This is a genomic window from Serratia sp. CY37869 (genome assembly GCF_052168895.1).
In the GTDB taxonomy this organism is placed as follows: Bacteria; Pseudomonadota; Gammaproteobacteria; order Enterobacterales; family Enterobacteriaceae; genus Serratia; species Serratia ureilytica.
The window spans coordinates 233,341-249,654 of sequence record NZ_JBJNLU010000001.1 but is presented as its reverse complement, the minus strand read 5'-3'; the positions used below and the strand labels follow the sequence as shown (position 1 = coordinate 249,654).

Here is a 16,314-nt window from a genome sequence, read left to right as displayed (position 1 = left end):
GGCATCCCGCCGCGGGGAAAATTTATTGTCGGCGAAAAACGCCGCGCGCCAACGCAATGGATATGTTGGACTTTCCTGTCAATCTCTCGCAATAATGATGAAGGACACTAGAGCGGCATCCGGGCGCTGCGTCCCGGATCCTATTCTAAAATTGAACTGGAGTGGCAATGGGTCAGGAAAAGCTCTACATCGAAAAAGAACTAAGCTGGTTATCCTTTAATGAACGCGTGTTGCAGGAAGCCGCAGATAAGAGCAATCCCCTGATTGAACGAATGCGTTTTCTGGGCATTTACTCCAACAACCTCGACGAGTTCTATAAAGTCCGCTTCGCCGATCTCAAACGCCGCATCCTGATCAGCGAAGAGCAGGGCTCCGCCGGCGCCTCGCGCCACCTGCTGAAAAAGATCCAGGCCAAGGTGCTGAAAACCGATCAGGAATTCGACGGCCTGTACAACGATCTGCTGCTGGAAATGGCGCGCAACCAGATCTTCCTGATCAACGAACGCCAGGTGTCCGAAAACCAGCAAATCTGGCTGCGCCAGTATTTCAAACAGCATCTGCGCCAGCACATCACGCCGATCCTGATCAACCACGACACCAATCTGGTGCAGTTCCTGAAAGACGATTACACCTATCTGGCGGTGGAAATTATCCGCGGCGCGCGCACCGACTATGCGCTGCTGGAAATCCCGTCGGACAAAGTGCCGCGCTTCGTCAATCTGCCGCCGGAAGCGCCGCGCCGCCGCAAGCCGATGATCCTGCTGGACAACATTCTGCGTTACTGCCTGGATGAGATTTTCAAAGGCTTCTTCGACTACGACGCGCTCAACGCCTATTCGATGAAGATGACCCGCGACGCAGAGTACGATCTGGTGACCGAAATGGAATCCAGCCTGCTGGAACTGATGTCCTCCAGCCTGAAACAGCGCCTCACCGCCGAACCGGTGCGCTTCGTTTATCAGCGCGACATGCCGAACGAGATGGTGGAACTGCTGCGCGGCAAGCTGGGCATCTCCAACTACGATTCGGTGATCGCCGGCGGCCGCTATCACAATTTTAAAGACTTCATCAGCTTCCCGAACGTCGGCAAGGCCAACCTGGTCAACAAGCCGCTGCCGCGCCTGCGCCACATCTGGTTCGACGGTTTCCGCAACGGCTTCGACGCCATTCGCGAAAAAGACGTGCTGCTCTACTACCCGTACCACACCTTTGAACACGTGCTGGAGCTGCTGCGCCAGGCGTCGTTCGATCCGAGCGTGCTGGCGATCAAAATCAACATCTACCGCGTGGCAAAAGACTCGCGCATCATCGAATCGATGATCCACGCCGCGCACAACGGCAAAAAGGTCACGGTGGTGGTCGAGCTGCAGGCGCGCTTCGACGAAGAGGCCAACATTCACTGGGCGAAGCGCCTGACCGAAGCCGGCGTACACGTGATCTTCTCGGCGCCGGGGCTGAAAATCCACGCCAAACTGTTCCTGATTTCGCGCCGTGAAGGCGATGAAATTGTGCGCTATGCTCATATCGGCACCGGCAACTTTAACGAAAAAACCGCGCGCATCTATACCGACTATTCGCTGCTGACCGCCGACTCACGCATCACCAACGAAGTGCGCCGGGTGTTCAACTTTATCGAGAACCCCTACCGGCCGGTCACCTTCGACAACCTGATGGTGTCGCCGCAGAACTCGCGCCTGAAGCTGTATGAGCTGATCGACAACGAAATCGCCAACGCCCAGGCCGGGGAACAGGCCGGCATTATGTTGAAAATAAATAATCTGGTGGATAAAGGGCTGGTAGATCGGTTATATACCGCGTCCGGCGCCGGCGTGAAGATCCGCCTGCTGGTGCGGGGCATGTGTTCCCTGATTCCCAACCTGCCGGGGATCAGCGACAATATTCAGGTGATCAGCATCGTCGATCGCTTTTTGGAACACGATCGGGTTTACGTTTTCGACAACAAAGGTGACAAACGGGTGTATCTGTCCTCCGCCGACTGGATGACCCGCAACATAGATTACCGTATCGAAGTGGCGGTATCGCTGCTGGATCCGGCGCTGAAACAGCGCGTTCTGGACATTCTGGAGATCCTGTTCAGCGATACGGTCAAGGCCCGTTATGTGGATAAAGAACTGAGCAACCAGTACGTGCCGCGCGGCAACCGCCGCAAAGTGCGCGCCCAGGTGGCTATTTACGAGTATTTAAAAGCTCTGGAACAACCAGGACAGTAGGCCAGCAACTATGCCGCTAAAAAACACTGCAACGAACAAACCGCAGGAAATCGCCGCCATCGACCTCGGGTCGAACAGTTTCCACATGGTGATCGCCCGCGTCGTCAACGGCGCCTTACAGGTATTGGGCCGTTTAAAACAGCGGGTGCACCTCGCCGACGGATTGGACAGCAACAACGTACTCAGTGAAGAGGCGATAGAACGCGGCCTGGCCTGCCTGGCGCTGTTTGCCGAACGGCTGCAGGGCTTCCCGGCGGATAACGTCACCATCGTCGGGACCCACACCCTGCGCCAGGCGGTGAACGCCGAAGTGTTCCTCAAGCGCGCCGCCAAAGTGATCCCCTACCCGATCGAAATCATCGCCGGCCAGGAAGAAGCTCGCCTGATCTTCATGGGCGTGGAGCACACTCAACCGGAGAAAGGCCGCAAGCTGGTGATCGACATCGGCGGCGGCTCGACCGAGCTGGTGATCGGCGAAGACTTCGAGCCGCTGCTGGCGGAAAGCCGCCGCATGGGCTGCGTCAGCTTCGCCCAGCTGTTCTTCCCCGGCGGCGAGATCAGCAAAAACAACTTCCGCCGCGCGCGGCTGGCGGCGGCGCAGAAGCTGGAAACGCTGGCCTGGCAGTACCGCATTCAGGGCTGGCAGTACGCGCTGGGCGCCTCGGGCACCATCAAGGCCGCCCACGAAGTGCTGGTGGCGATGGGAGAAAAAGACGGTCTGATCACCCTCGAACGCCTGGAAATGCTCGCCGAACAGGTGCTGCAGTTCAAAAGCTTCAGCTCACTGAGCCTGCCGGGGCTGTCGGAAGATCGCCAATCGGTGTTCGTGCCGGGGCTGGCTATTCTGTGCGGCGTGTTCGATGCGCTGGCGATCCGCGATCTGCGCCTGTCTGACGGTGCGCTGCGCGAAGGCGTGCTGTATGAAATGGAAGGCCGCTTCCGCCACCAGGACATCCGCAGCCGCACCGCGAAAAGCCTGGCCGATCACTACAACATCGACCGCGAACAGGCCAAGCGGGTGCTGGAAACCACCGAACTGCTCTATTCGCAGTGGATGGCGCAAAACACCAAGCTGGTGCATCCGCAATTGGAAGCCCTGCTGAAATGGGCCGCCATGCTGCACGAAGTGGGGCTGAGCATCAACCACAGCGGCATGCATCGCCATTCGGCCTACATTCTGCAAAACTCCAACCTGCCTGGCTTCAACCAGGAACAGCAGCTGCTGCTGGCGGCGCTGGTGCGCTTCCACCGCAAGGCGATCAAGTTGGAAGAGCTGCCGCGCCTCAACCTGTTCAAGAAGAAACACTACCTGCCGCTGATCCAGCTGCTGCGTCTGAGCACCCTGCTCAACAACCAGCGTCAGTCGACCACCACACCGGAAACGCTGCGCCTGACCACCGACGACAACCACTGGACGCTGCGCTTCCCGGCCGGCTACCTGGCGCAAAACAACCTGGTGCAGCTGGACTTCGAGCGCGAGCAGGCCTACTGGAACGACGTCGTCGGCTGGAAGCTGCTGATCGACGAAGAAGGTTCGCAAGACGAACAGCGCTCCGCCTGATCCTCCGCCCCCTGCCAGCCAGGGGGTTTTTCTTTCCGCCCCCGCTCTGCCAACCTAAACGAAACCCTAATACGGCGCGCCGCTCGCCGGAAAAAAATGGACAACTTTTGTCATCAGCGCCTAAAATCCGGTTACAAATTCTCGAGCGAATAACACAGGACACCGGCATACCGGGTGATATATGCGCAAGAAAACCACCGGACAGATGACGAAGATAGTGTTGTTTATCAGCTTTATCATTTTAGTCGGCCGACTGCTGTACGCCGCCGTGGTGGCGGTGCCTCATCATCAGGAAAAAAAGCAGGCCGCTGCGCAAAACGCCGCCGAAGTCAGCACGCCGCAACAGGACGCCTCCTCTGAATAACCGCCGCGCCCCGTCCGTTTCATAAAAATGACTCCGGCACCCGCTATGCTCTATCTTTTAATGAGCCTGCGTCAGGAACGCCGAGCGCCCGTTAAGGAACACCATGTCAGCCGCAACCCATAACGTCAAAAAAGTCGCTGAACACCGCCAGCGCATTCTCACTCTGCTGTTGAACAATAAGGAATTGGTCGATGGCATTCTCGGCCGACCAGGGGATGAACACGCCCTCAGCCAAAGCGAACGGCTGAACCAGACGGCGGAAATCACCGGCCTGCTGGACGACATGCACGCCGCCGACCTGGCGGACCTGCTGGAAGCGCTGCCGCAGGACGAACGCATGGCGTTGTGGCGGCTGGTGGGCAACAGCAAGCGCGGCCAGACGCTGGTGGAGGTCGCCGAACCGGTCTGGGACAGCCTGATCGAAGAAATGAGCGACAAAGACCTGCTCAAAGCGATCAAAACGCTGGACGTCGACGAGCAGGCCTACCTGGCGCAATACCTGCCGCGTAACCTGATGGGCCGGTTGCTGACCTCACTGGAGCCGGAGCAGCGTGCCCAGGTGCGCGAGATGAGCCAGTACGCCAAAGACAGCGTCGGCTGGATGATGGATTTCGAACTGGTGACGGTGCGGCCGGACGTCACGCTCGGCGCGGTACATCGCTTCTTGCGCATGCGTAAAACCATTCCCGACGCCACCGATAAACTGTTCGTCACCGATCGCAAAAACACCCTGCTGGGCGAACTGCCGCTCACCGCAGTGCTGCTGAACGACCCGGAGATCCCGGTGCGCGAGGTGATGGACAGCGATCCCGCCACCTTTCAGCCCGAAGACAAGGCCGATGAAGCGGCCGGCGCGTTCGAACGTTACGACCTGATCAGCGCCCCGGTGGTTGATGCCAAAGGCAAACTGATGGGCCGCCTGACTATCGAAGAGATCGTCGACGCCGTCAACGAAGAGAGCGACACCAATTTGCGCCGCATGGGCGGTTTGAGCCCGGAAGAAGACGTGTTCGCCCCGGTCAGCAAGGCGGTCAAGACCCGCTGGGCCTGGCTGGCGATCAACCTCTGTACCGCGTTCGTCGCCTCGCGCGTGATTGGCCTGTTCGAACACACCATTTCCCAGCTGGTGGCGCTGGCGGCGCTGATGCCGATCGTCGCCGGCATCGGCGGCAACACCGGCAACCAAACCATCACCATGATTGTGCGCGCGCTGGCGCTGCACCAGATTGAAGTCGGCAACATCTCGCGCCTGATGCTCAGGGAGCTGGGCGTCGCCATCATCAACGGCGTGGTGTGGGGCGGCATCATGGGCGTGATCACCTGGCTGCTGTACGGCGACGCGGCAATGGGCGGCGTGATGACGCTGGCGATGCTGCTCAACCTGCTGTTGGCGGCGCTGATGGGCGTGGTGATCCCGATGACCATGCTCAAACTGGGCCGCGATCCGGCGGTCGGCTCGAGCGTGCTCATCACCGCGCTGACCGACACCGGCGGCTTTTTCATCTTCCTCGGCCTCGCCACCCTGTTCCTGCTGTAATACGCCAAAAGCCGGCCTCGCGCCGGCTTTTTCGTCATTCTGTCGCCGGGCTGGCGTTAACGCAGTAAAGTCGGGCTTCCCGGTAGGTTTTCCTCTCGCGCTGTACTACCCTTTGCCAATAAATCGTCTTAATTCATCCACGTCATGAATCCAATCACTGACAGAGGCCATCGGTAAGGGTGTCTATGGATATCAGCGCGCCGAACACGTTCGGCACACACAAAGGCGTCGTGGTGACGCATTCCCTGTTCGTGGCGCTGGCGACGTTTTTGCTCGCCTTGTTGAGCCTGTCGCTGTCCAGCGAAGCCCGCCACTTCACGCCGCTGTGGTTCCCGACCGCCGCCGCAATCGCGGTGCTGTACCGCCACGCCCCGCGTCACTGGGGGCTGCCGCTGCTGGCCAGCGGCCTCGGCATCGTGCTCGCCAGCTTCTTGCTGTTCGGCGTCAGCGTCACTCCCGTCAAGCTGGCCGCCATCAACCTGCTGGAAGCGGCGATTTGCGCCCTGCTGTTGCGCCGCATGCTACACCCGTACGATCCGTTGAATGATCTCGCCAGTTGGCTGCGTTTTGTGGTCTGTGCGGTGATTTTTACCCCGCTGTTCAGCGCGCTGCTGGCCGCCGGCCTGGTACCCGCGCCAGAGCAGCCTTTTTGGCAGCCGTTCGGTACCTGGTTCATTTCCGAAGCGATAGGGGTACTGTCGCTGGCACCGATCGGCCTCGCTTACAACCGTCGTACCCTGACGGCGCTGAACCCGTTTCCATTATTGCTGACACTGATGGTTACGCTGGCTTTCAGCTTTATGGCGCTGACCTATCTGCCTTTTCCGTTCACGTTCGTGATTTTGCCGCTGCTGTGGGCAGCCATCGCACTGCCGCGTTTTGAGGCGTTCACCGTTTGCTTCTGCACCCTCTTGCTGATCACCGTGATGATTTCGCTGGGACTGCTGCATTTTCAGGCTACCGGCAAACACCTTGGCGATCTCGGTCTGTACTTGCCGATGCTGCTGATTTTAATCCCGGCGCACGCAATGGCGGTGGTGATGCACGCCTTCCGAGTGGAAAAACAGCATATCGTCGAAAGTGAAAGCCGCTTTCGCAGCGCGCTGGAGTATTCCGCCATCGGCATGGCGCTGGTGTCGCCGCAGGGCAAATGGCTGCAGGTCAATCAGGCGCTGTGCACGCTGCTCGGCTATACGCCGGAGGCGCTGCATAAGCTGACCTTTCAAGAAATTACGCATCCCGACGATCTCAACGCCGATCTCAGCCAGTTGCACGACCTGCTCGATGGCCATATCAGCAGCTATACCCTGGAGAAACGCTACATTCGCAGCGACGGCCAGACCGTTTGGGCGCTGCTGGCGGTTTCGCTGGTGCGCGACGCCGAAGGGGTGCCGCTGTACTTCATCTCGCAGGTGGAGGACATCAGCGATTTGAAGCGCAGCCAGGCGGAAAACAACCGGCTGGTGGAGCGCATAACGCTGGCCAATCAGGTGGGCGGCGTCGGCATCTGGGAATGGGTGATAAGCCAGGAAAACTTCACCTGGGATCAGCGCATGTTCGAACTCTACGATCTCAATTCCGACCAAACGCCGACGTTGGCGCTGTGGCGTACGCTGTTGGTGCCGGAAGATCGCGACCGCACCGATCGCGAGCTGGCCGAGATTCTGGCTCAGCCACGACCATTCGTCATGGAATTTCGCATCACCACGCGCGGCGGCAAGTTACGCCATATTCGCGGCCAGGGCAATGTGATCCTCGACGACCAGGGCCAGCCGCTGCGCATGATCGGCACCAATATCGACATGACCGAGCTCAAGATCCTCGCCGAAGCGCTGCACGAGGAGAAAGAGCGCTTGCACATTACCCTCGACGCCATCGGCGAAGGGGTGATCTCCACCGACGGTCACCAGCGCATTACCTTTATGAATCCGGTGGCCGAGCAGATGTGCGGCTGGCCGCTCGATCTGGCGATCGGTATGCCCGTCGCCGGCGTGGTGCGCCTGACCAACGGTAAAGACGGCCCGGAAATCGAAAACCTCACGCAATACCCACGGCAGTGGCCGGCGGATTACGCGCTGGTGCTGCACAGCCGCGACGGGCGCTATTTCGACGTGCAGCAGTCGGTCTCACCGCTGAAAACCCTCGACGGCGAAACCATGGGCGCGGTGATGGTGCTGCAGGATGTGACCGCCTCGCGCGAATTGATGAAAAAGCTCAGCTACAGCGCCTCACACGACGCGCTGACCGGCCTGCCGAACCGTACCCGCTTCGAGAAGCAGTTGAAAGCGGCGATCGTCGCCAGCGGCGAACCGTCGTCGTCGCATTCGCTGGTGTTCCTCGATCTGGATCGGTTCAAGGCGGTGAACGACACCGCCGGCCACGCGGCGGGTGATGCCTTGCTGCGGGACATCTCCCAGCTGATGCGGCACCAGCTGCGCAACAGCGACTGCCTGGCCCGGCTGGGTGGCGACGAATTCGGCCTAATCCTGTTCGACTGCCGGCTTGAACAGGCCAAATCGCTGATGCAACAGGTGGTCAACCAAATCAGCCAACACCCGTTCTACTGGGAAGGAAAGATTTACCGCGTCGGCGCCAGCGCCGGCATCACGCGCATCGGCGGCGACGCCAAAAGCAGCGAGCTGCTGGCGCAGGCCGACATCGCCTGCTACACCGCCAAACACCACGGGCGCGGCCAGGTGTATCTGTATGAAACGCGACAAAAACAGCTGCTGGAACGGCAGCATGAATTGCTGAGCCCACAGGAGGTACAGGCGATCGTCAGCGAGGGGCAGCTGCGGCTGCTGACCCGCGCCATCGCGCCGCCGGCGACGCCGCTGTCGGCCGCGTTTCACCGGGTAACACTGCAGGTGATGGCGCCGGACGACCGCCCGCTGTCGCACGAGGCGTTCATCGCCGCCGCGCAGCTGTACGGCCTGATGCCGGACATCGACCGCTGGACGGCGGCGCAACTGCTGGTGAAATATGCCGACGACATCAAACGCAAAGGGCTGTCGCTCGCGCTGCCGCTGGCCATCGACAGCCTGCTGAGCGCCGACTTCCAGCGCTACCTGACTGAAGCGGTGCGCGCTTCCTCGCTGCCGCCGCAGGCGCTGCTGTTCAGCGTCGATGAGGCCGCAATACTGGAGCACGCCGCGCAGTGTCGGGCATTTCTCCGCGAACTGCAGCAGCAGGGCTGCCGGCTGATCGTCAACGGCTTCGGGCATAACATCAATGCGTTCGATGAGCTCAGCGACCAGAGGATCGACATCATTCGCATCGATGAGCGCTTTATCACCAACGTGCACTGCAACCAGATGGACGAGCTGATGGTCTCGATGCTCAACGGCGCGGCGCATCGCATTAAAGCGCAGACCTTCGCCGGACCGGCTCACCAGCCGGTGACGCTGCAGGCGCTGCGCGACATTGGCGTCGATCTGGCGGACGGCGACCAGGTGGCGCTGGAGCAGCCGCTGGCGGTGTTGCTCAGCGACGGCTATTTCGGCATCCGTTAACCCTCTCCCCCTCTCAGGCGCCGTCTCCCGGGCGGCGCCTCGCATCTCGTTCGTTACATGATATTAACCAAGACAAGATTAGTGATATAAATAACACCTGAAGCTTAAACGATTAAGTAAGATGAAATCCCCATGCGAACATCGACGTATCCGTTGATTTTCCTCGACAGGTGATGGCTCAGAGACAAGGGACTATGGAAAAGAAATGGTTTTCCGCCAGGGAACTGATGGGTAAGGCGGGGTTGCCGTCAACCCCGCAAGGGGTCAATCTGATGGCCCGGCGCGAAGGCTGGGTCAGTCGCCGCCGCAGCGGCGTACAGGGCAAAGCGCTGGAATACCATATCGACAGTCTGCCGTTCGGCGCGCGCAGCCTGTCGGCGTTGCGCGAAACCGACCATCCGGATTACGACGTCAAACGTCAGGATCCGGTACGGGTCTGGATCGAGTATTACTATCACCTCACGCCGGCCGAACGGGAAAAGCTGCTGGCGTTCCTGATGCGTGAAGGCATGAGCCGCCTGCTGCAGCTGATCGAGTCTCCCCGCTAGCCGCGTTCAACTCTCCGCTTCCGGCGCCCAGCCGCCGTTGTGCCACAGATGCAGCGTGGCGTAAGAGCGCCACGGGCGCCAGCGCTCGGCGTAGCGTTCAATCTGGCGCGGCGTCATGCCGGGGAAACGCTGTTTGATCAGGTAGTCGCCGGCCAGGAACACGTCCGGCCACGACCAGGCGCGCATCGCGATATAGCTGGCGGTCCAGTTGCCGATACCCGGCAGCGCGGTCAGCGCCTTGATGCCCTGTTCGATATCCAGCACGTTGTCGAGCTGCAGCCGTCCTTCCCCCAGCGCGCGGGCGATCTCGATCAGCGCCGCCGCGCGCTTCACTTGCACCCCGAGCGGGCGCAGTTCTTCAGGCTGCAGCTGCGCCACCCGTTCTGCCGTGGGGAAAACGTGAGTGATGCCCTCATGTGGCGTCGCCAGCGCTTCGCCCCAGCGTTCGGCCATCCGCCCGGCGAAGGTCGCCGCCATTTTCACGCTGACCAACTGCCCCAGCACCGCACGCGCCGCCTGCTCGAAACTGTTCACGCAGCCCGGCAGGCGCAGCCCCGGCGCATCGGCCGCCAGCGAGCCCAGCGCCTCATTGATGCGATCCGGCGCGGCGTCCAGATCAAACAGCAGGCGCACCCGGCGCAACACCTCCGTCGTCACCAGACTGAGCGTCGGCGCAATCTCGACCCGAACCCGATTGCGCGCCTCTTCCGGCTGCACGCTGAGCCAGCCGCGGTGTTCCGTGCCGCCCTGGCTGACGGCGATCGAGCGCAGGTAGCGGAGCCCCTCGACCCGCTCCACGCCCTGCACGGCGCGCGCCTGCAAGAAATTCAGCATGCGCGCCCAGTCATAGGGCGGCCGATAGCCCAGGTGGAACACCAGGCCGCTGGCGGCGGCCCGTTCACCGCGCGCGCCGCCGCTGCGCAGCGCCGACGGGATCAGGCGGTAACGCGCCTTGAACAGCTCGTTGAAACGCCGCAGGCTGCCGAAACCGGCGGCGAACGCCACCTCGCTGAGCGGCAGATCGGTGTCCGCCAACAGGCGCTTGGCCTGCAGCAACCGATGCGACTGCGCGTAATCGATCGGCGAGGCGCCAAACTGTTCGGCGAAGATGCGCCGCAGATGGCGATCGGAAATGCCCAGCCGCGCCGCCAGCGCTTCGCAGCTGTGTTCGGACAGATACCCCTGCTCGATGAGCTGCACCGCCACCTGGGCATAGCGGTTGCCCAGGTCGATCAGCGCCAGGCCGGGCGCCAGTTCCGGTCGGCATTTGAGGCAGGGGCGAAACCCCGCCAGTTCAGCCGCCGCCGCGCTCGGATAAAAGGTGCAGTTTTCCAGCTTCGGCGTGCGGGCGCTGCACACCGGGCGACAATAGATGCCGGTGGAAGAGACGCCGACGAAAAAACGGCCGTCGAATTTGCGGTCACGCGCGCGCAGCGCGTCGTACAACGCTTGCTGTTGAGTATTCATGGCAACGCTCGGGTTCGGTTTTTTCTGCATTATGGGACTCGGCTAGCGCGCTGACGTGCGGAATTCGGACATTAAGTTACGCACCTTCCCACCGTCCAGATTAGCGATTGTCTTTAATGATTATGCGTCTGAACAGCGTTCAGACGCACCATTTTCACCGCCACCGACATAAAGCCCCGCTGCCCGACGACTTATTGCCCCTGGCGCGGTACCCCCAATGCCCGGCGCATCAGCCCATCGAAGGCGCGATCGGACAACAAGCGCCGCAGAAAAATCAGCGGTTTCGCGCCAAACCCCACGGCATAGCGCGTTTTCGGACGATGGGCGGCGACGGCTTTGGCGATCGTATCGGCAATCACGCTCGGCGGCGATTGCCGTTTCTTGCTGGCGTCGCTGACCATGGCGTGGGCGACAGCGTGAGCCAGAGCGGCGTACTCGCTCTGGCCTGAAACGCCGATCAGTTTTTCCGCGGCGATATCCGCCCATTCACTCTGGATGCCGCCGGGTTCGATCACCACGACGTCGATGCCGAAAGGTTGCACCTCCATGCGCAAACAGTCGCTGATGGCCTCCAAGGCGAATTTGGTGCCGTGATACCATCCGCCCAGCGGCGTATGTATTTTCCCGCCCATCGACGTAATATTGATGACGGTGCCGGAGCGCTGCGCTCGCATGTGCGGCAAAATCAGCTGCGTCAGCCGAACCGCACCGAACACATTCACATCAAATTGAGCGCGAGCCTCATCCGCAGAAACGTCTTCAATAGCGCCATAGGAGCCGTAACCGGCGTTATTGACCAACACATCGATACGCCCCGTTTCGGCGATGATGGTCTTTACCGCCTGCGCCATGGAAGCATCGTCGGTGACGTCCAACGGCAAAACGTGAATGCCGGCGGCAGCCAGAGCCTGCATGCGTTCAACCCGGCGGGCGGCCGCATAAACGGTATGCCCGCGCTGCTTTAACGTGACGGCGGTGGCTTCGCCAATACCGGACGAGGCGCCGGTCACCAGGATCACTTTGGACTTCATACTGACTGCTCCTTATTAGGATGATTGCGTTGGCGACTGCCTGCGCAGTCTGTATGTTGTCCACTTTAAGCGACGGGCCCTGCCGCAACCATGTCGAACCGCGCCAATCAACTCGCAGAATGCGCCAACGTGAACAGCGCCTCTCGGCTAATTCAGCCGCATCGCCTGGCGAGCCGCTTCCGGCGTTTGCCCTGTCCATTCGTGAAAGGCGCGGAAGAAAGAGTTCGGCTCTTCAAAACCGAGCAAAAAGGCAATCTCTCCGCTGGTAAGGGTCGAATGCTTAAGATAGTGGCGCGCCAATTTTTCCCGGGTGCCGTTGCTCAGCGAACGAAAACTCTCGCCCTCATCTTCCAGACGCCGCTGCAGCGTCCGGCGGCTCATGCCCAATCTTGCCGCCACCGCGTCGATGCCGGCGGTATTGCTGGGAATCAACTCCAGCAGCACCGCACAAACGCGCTCTCCGGTGGTTGCCGTGGCGTCCAGTTCACTGAGGCGACGACGCAGCTCGGGTTCGAAAACGCGCCACATGCCCTCATTCACTGTCAAAAAGGGACGCAAGGCATCTGCGGAGGAGAAAGTAATGCCCGGCCCTGCCCCAGGCGTTACCGCGCAGCCGAAGAAGGCTGCCAAGGGGCGTGAAAGGGCTGCAGGCGGCAGTTCAGGCAAGGTGATACGGCGCGCTTTTACCGGTTCGCGCGTGGCAAGCTGCGCCAGCCGAACATAAAATGCCAGCTCAGCCACCAGTAAAGACGCCGGTACCGCCTCCTCCGCCAACAACCAGCGGGGTGAAATCGTCATTTCGCCTTCAGGGCCGATGGCGAGCTCCAGGCTCATCGGCGCCGTAAGTTGCTTGTATTTCGCTAACCGCTGGACAGCTTGCGCCAGATTGGCGCTGCACAGGGCGGCGAATATCGGAGGGTCAAACGATTCCGTTGACATCAGCGCAACGATTTTCAACGGAAACAACGGGTCGCCCGTTCCTTCCTCCATCGCGCGCCAGAAGCGGAAATATTCTTCCGTAGTGATCCCTTCAGCGGTGCGTGACAACAGATCTTCAGGCAATGCAGCCCGGCGTAAAACATCCGTCGGCTGGAGCCCCAGATCTTTCAGCAGGGTTCTCCAGCCGATATTCATGAGAAAGGTCGAGTTGCGCGTCATGAAATCCTCATCACAGAGTCATAGGGAAAGGCATTCCCCGCTCGGAATACCTGTTGAGTATAAAGAAATGGCGTGCGTCTTGATGGGCGAAGCACGCCATTTTCATAGCCGACTGTGCCATTGCTGCGGCTTGAGCGTTATCCGCACTGAGAAAGTTCGCGCAAGCCGCCGCGCCCGCTAAATTTTTCGACACTCGCGCATTGGCGCATTGCCCGCCGGCCCCGTCTCGGGTAAAGTCGCCCCCCTTCATTGGCATGGGGACAAAAAAGAGATGTTTATTGGATTCGATTACGGGACAGCCAACTGTTCCGTTGCAGTGATGCGCGACCACGGCCCCGAGCTGTTGACGCTGGAAAACAACGCGCCCTATCTGCCTTCGATGCTGTGCGCGCCGACCCGCGAAGCGGTGAGCGAATGCCTGCACCGCCATTGGCAGATCCCGACCGGCAGCGAAGAAAACCAGCAGCTGCTGCGCCGCGCCATCAGTTACAACCGCGAAGAAGACATTCCGGTCAACGGCGACAGCGTGCTGTTCGGCCTGCAGGCGCTGGCGCACTATATGGAAGATCCGGAAGAGGTGTATTTCGTGCGCTCGCCGAAGTCCTTCCTCGGCGCCAACGGCCTGAAACCACAGCAGATCGCGCTGTTCGAAGACCTGGTGTGCGCCATGATGTTCCACATCAAACGCCAGGCAGAAAATGTGCTGCAAACCGGCATCGATCAGGCAGTGATCGGCCGGCCGATCAACTTCCAGGGCATCGGCGGCGACGAAGCCAACCGGCAGGCGCAGGGCATTCTGCAACGCGCCGCCGAACGCGCCGGTTTCAAGGACATTGAATTCCAGTTCGAGCCGGTGGCGGCGGGGCTGGACTTCGAAGCGACGCTGAGCGAAGAGCAAACCGTGCTGGTGGTGGACATCGGCGGCGGCACCACCGACTGCTCGGTGCTGCTGATGGGGCCGCAGTGGCGCAACCGCGCCGATCGCCAGCAGAGCCTGCTGGGCCACAGCGGCTGCCGGGTCGGCGGTAACGATCTGGACATCATGCTGGCCTTCAAGCAGCTGATGCCGCTGTTCGGCCTGGGCGGCGAAACCGCGAAAGGCATCGCCCTGCCGGCGCTGCCTTACTGGAACGCGGTGGCGACCAACGATGTGCCGGCGCAAAACGATTTCTACAGCGCCGCCAACGGCCGCGTGCTGCGCGATCTGATCCTCGACGCGGCGGAGCCGGAAAAGGTCAAGCGCCTGCTGAAAGTGTACCAGCAGCGCCTGAGCTACCGATTGGTGCGGGCGGCCGAAGAGAGTAAGATCGCCCTGTCCGGCCAAACGGCCATCAGCGCGCCGCTCAATTTCGTGCAGGCCGATCTGGCGGAGAACATCAGCCAGGATCAGCTCGCCGACGCCATCTCGCAGCCGTTGATGCGCATTCAGGAGCAGGTCAGCGCCGCGCTGGCCAGCAGCCAGACCGCGCCGCAGGTGATCTACCTGACCGGCGGCAGCGCGCGTTCGCCGCTGCTGCGCGCCGCGCTGCAACAGCAGCTGCCGGGCATTCCGATCGTCGGCGGCAACGACTTCGGCTCGGTCACCGCCGGGCTGGCGCGCTGGGCGCAAACGCTGTTCCGTTGACAGCCCAAGGGCGCGGCTCGCCGCGCCCTTGTTCATTGGAGGCTATGCATCATGTCGACCATCCTTACCCTCGACAGCGCCAGGCTACGGCTGCGCCCCTGGCGCGACGACGACCTGCCGGCCTTCGCCGCGCTCAACGCCGATCCGCAGGTCATGCGCTATTTCCCGGCGACGATGACGGCCGAGGAAAGCCGCGCGCAGGCCGAACGCATCCGCGCCTTCCTGCAACAGCACGGCTGGGGGCTGTGGGCGGTGGAAGTGAAAAGCGGCGCGCCTTTTATCGGTTTTGTCGGGCTGGCGCGGCCGGGCGACGATCTGCCTTGCTCCCCCTGCGTGGAGATCGGCTGGCGGCTGGCGGCGGCCCACTGGGGCAACGGCTACGCCGCTGAGGCGGCGCGCGCCGCACTGGCGTGCGCCTTCGACACGCTGCATTTGCCGGAAGTAGTGGCCTTCACCGCCGAAGATAACCAGCCGTCGCGCCGGGTGATGACGCGCATCGGTATGCGCTTCGACGGCGAAACCTTCCTGCACCCGCGTCTGCCGGCGGGCCATCCGCTGCAAAAGCACGTCTTATACCGGCTGAATCGACAAACGTGGCGCGAACGCCACGGCGATTAATACAGCGTATCCTTCAGCCGCTGCGGCAGCGCGCTGTCGTACTCCTCACCGTCGAAGCGCGTTTGGCTCACCGCGGCCAAAATATGGCCGGGGCTGGGCAGCACCGAACGCTCGAGGCGGCTGGCCTCTTCCCATAACCCCGAACGCAAGATCGCCCGGCTGCACTGGAAGAACACCGCCTCCACCCGAATGCGCAGCACCGAACGCGGCAGCTGGTTGCGGTGGGCGAAGCGCTGCAACACCGCCGGCGCCACCACGATCTCCGCCCGCCCGTTAATCCGCAGCGTTTCGCCGATGCCGGGGATCAGCAGCAGCAGCGCCACCCGGTTGTCGTGCAGGATATTGCGCAGGCTGTCGATGCGGTTATTGCCGCGCCGATCCGGCAACAGCAGGGTTTTCTCGTCTTCGATATGAATGAAACCGGCCGGATCGCCGCGCGGCGAGACGTCCATGCCGTCCGGCCCCACCGTCGAGAGGGCGGCGAACGGCGCCGCCTCGATAAACGGACGGTAAGCCGGGTGGATGTAGCTGACTTCTTTAAAAACCGAGGGCGCGGCGGGCTTGCCGTACAGCTGTTCCAGCGCCGCGAGGTCGTTGATGATATCGCCAGACATTGCAGTTTCCTGAATGAGTCATATTGACCCCTTCAGCATAGAGCAAAAT

General features: G+C 61.4%; 12 protein-coding genes. 8 read left to right on the top strand and 4 right to left on the bottom strand.

Features of this window, described 5'->3' with window-relative positions; genetic code table 11:
- The first annotated feature begins 167 nt into the window (after positions 1-167).
- The 6 genes from ppk1 to ACJ8J1_RS01260 all read left to right on the top strand — a co-directional run bounded on the left by ppk1 (position 168) and on the right by ACJ8J1_RS01260 (position 9,753).
- Entirely contained in the window at positions 168-2,231 is a 2,064-nt protein-coding gene (gene ppk1, locus ACJ8J1_RS01285) for a polyphosphate kinase 1 (RefSeq protein WP_033644044.1), read from the top strand.
- Between the two features lie 10 nt (positions 2,232-2,241).
- Positions 2,242-3,792: an exopolyphosphatase gene (gene ppx / locus ACJ8J1_RS01280; RefSeq protein ID WP_033632396.1), complete on the top strand. Its 1,551-nt coding sequence runs from the start codon at positions 2,242-2,244 to the stop codon at positions 3,790-3,792.
- 181 nt (positions 3,793-3,973) lie between these two features.
- Positions 3,974-4,156 carry a YfgG family protein gene (locus ACJ8J1_RS01275; RefSeq protein WP_033644045.1) on the top strand — a complete coding sequence of 61 codons (183 nt, stop codon included), beginning with the start codon at positions 3,974-3,976 and terminating at the stop codon, positions 4,154-4,156.
- A 103-nt stretch (positions 4,157-4,259) separates the two neighbouring features.
- The gene (gene mgtE, locus ACJ8J1_RS01270) at positions 4,260-5,693 is read left to right on the top strand and encodes a magnesium transporter (RefSeq protein WP_033644046.1); all 1,434 of its coding nucleotides are present in this window, start codon (positions 4,260-4,262) and stop codon (positions 5,691-5,693) included.
- 185 nt (positions 5,694-5,878) lie between these two features.
- Positions 5,879-9,205 carry a diguanylate cyclase gene (locus tag ACJ8J1_RS01265; RefSeq protein ID WP_442520312.1) on the top strand — a complete coding sequence of 1,109 codons (3,327 nt, stop codon included), beginning with the start codon at positions 5,879-5,881 and terminating at the stop codon, positions 9,203-9,205.
- A gap of 194 nt (positions 9,206-9,399) precedes the next feature.
- Positions 9,400-9,753 (top strand): DNA-binding protein, encoded by a 354-nt coding sequence (locus tag ACJ8J1_RS01260; protein ID WP_033644048.1) that lies wholly within the window; start codon positions 9,400-9,402, stop codon positions 9,751-9,753.
- Positions 9,754-9,759: 6 nt separating this feature from the next.
- On the opposite strand, the gene alkA is transcribed toward ACJ8J1_RS01260, so the two are convergent.
- The 3 genes from alkA to ACJ8J1_RS01245 all read right to left on the bottom strand — a co-directional run bounded on the left by alkA (position 9,760) and on the right by ACJ8J1_RS01245 (position 13,409).
- The gene (gene alkA, locus ACJ8J1_RS01255) at positions 9,760-11,250 is read right to left on the bottom strand and encodes a DNA-3-methyladenine glycosylase 2 (RefSeq protein WP_442520311.1); all 1,491 of its coding nucleotides are present in this window, start codon (positions 11,248-11,250) and stop codon (positions 9,760-9,762) included.
- A 161-nt stretch (positions 11,251-11,411) separates the two neighbouring features.
- Positions 11,412-12,251: an oxidoreductase gene (locus ACJ8J1_RS01250; RefSeq protein WP_033644050.1), complete on the bottom strand. Its 840-nt coding sequence runs from the start codon at positions 12,249-12,251 to the stop codon at positions 11,412-11,414.
- A 147-nt stretch (positions 12,252-12,398) separates the two neighbouring features.
- The gene (locus ACJ8J1_RS01245; protein WP_033644051.1) at positions 12,399-13,409 is read right to left on the bottom strand and encodes an AraC family transcriptional regulator; all 1,011 of its coding nucleotides are present in this window, start codon (positions 13,407-13,409) and stop codon (positions 12,399-12,401) included.
- Positions 13,410-13,680: 271 nt separating this feature from the next.
- Here ACJ8J1_RS01245 and yegD point away from each other — a divergent pair, with 271 nt between their 5' ends.
- Together yegD and ACJ8J1_RS01235 are read left to right on the top strand one after the other, a co-directional pair.
- Positions 13,681-15,033, top strand: a complete 1,353-nt coding sequence (gene yegD, locus ACJ8J1_RS01240; RefSeq protein ID WP_033644053.1) for a molecular chaperone — start codon at positions 13,681-13,683, stop codon at positions 15,031-15,033.
- A gap of 51 nt (positions 15,034-15,084) precedes the next feature.
- On the top strand, positions 15,085-15,651 hold the full coding sequence (locus tag ACJ8J1_RS01235) for a GNAT family N-acetyltransferase (RefSeq protein ID WP_033644054.1): 567 nt from the start codon (positions 15,085-15,087) through the stop codon (positions 15,649-15,651).
- Here the strand turns inward: ACJ8J1_RS01235 and ACJ8J1_RS01230 are convergent.
- The gene (locus ACJ8J1_RS01230) at positions 15,648-16,265 is read right to left on the bottom strand and encodes a pyridoxamine 5'-phosphate oxidase family protein (protein ID WP_033644055.1); all 618 of its coding nucleotides are present in this window, start codon (positions 16,263-16,265) and stop codon (positions 15,648-15,650) included. The two genes, ACJ8J1_RS01235 and ACJ8J1_RS01230, sit on opposite strands and share 4 nt — an antisense overlap.
- Between the last annotated feature and the right edge of the window lie 49 nt (positions 16,266-16,314).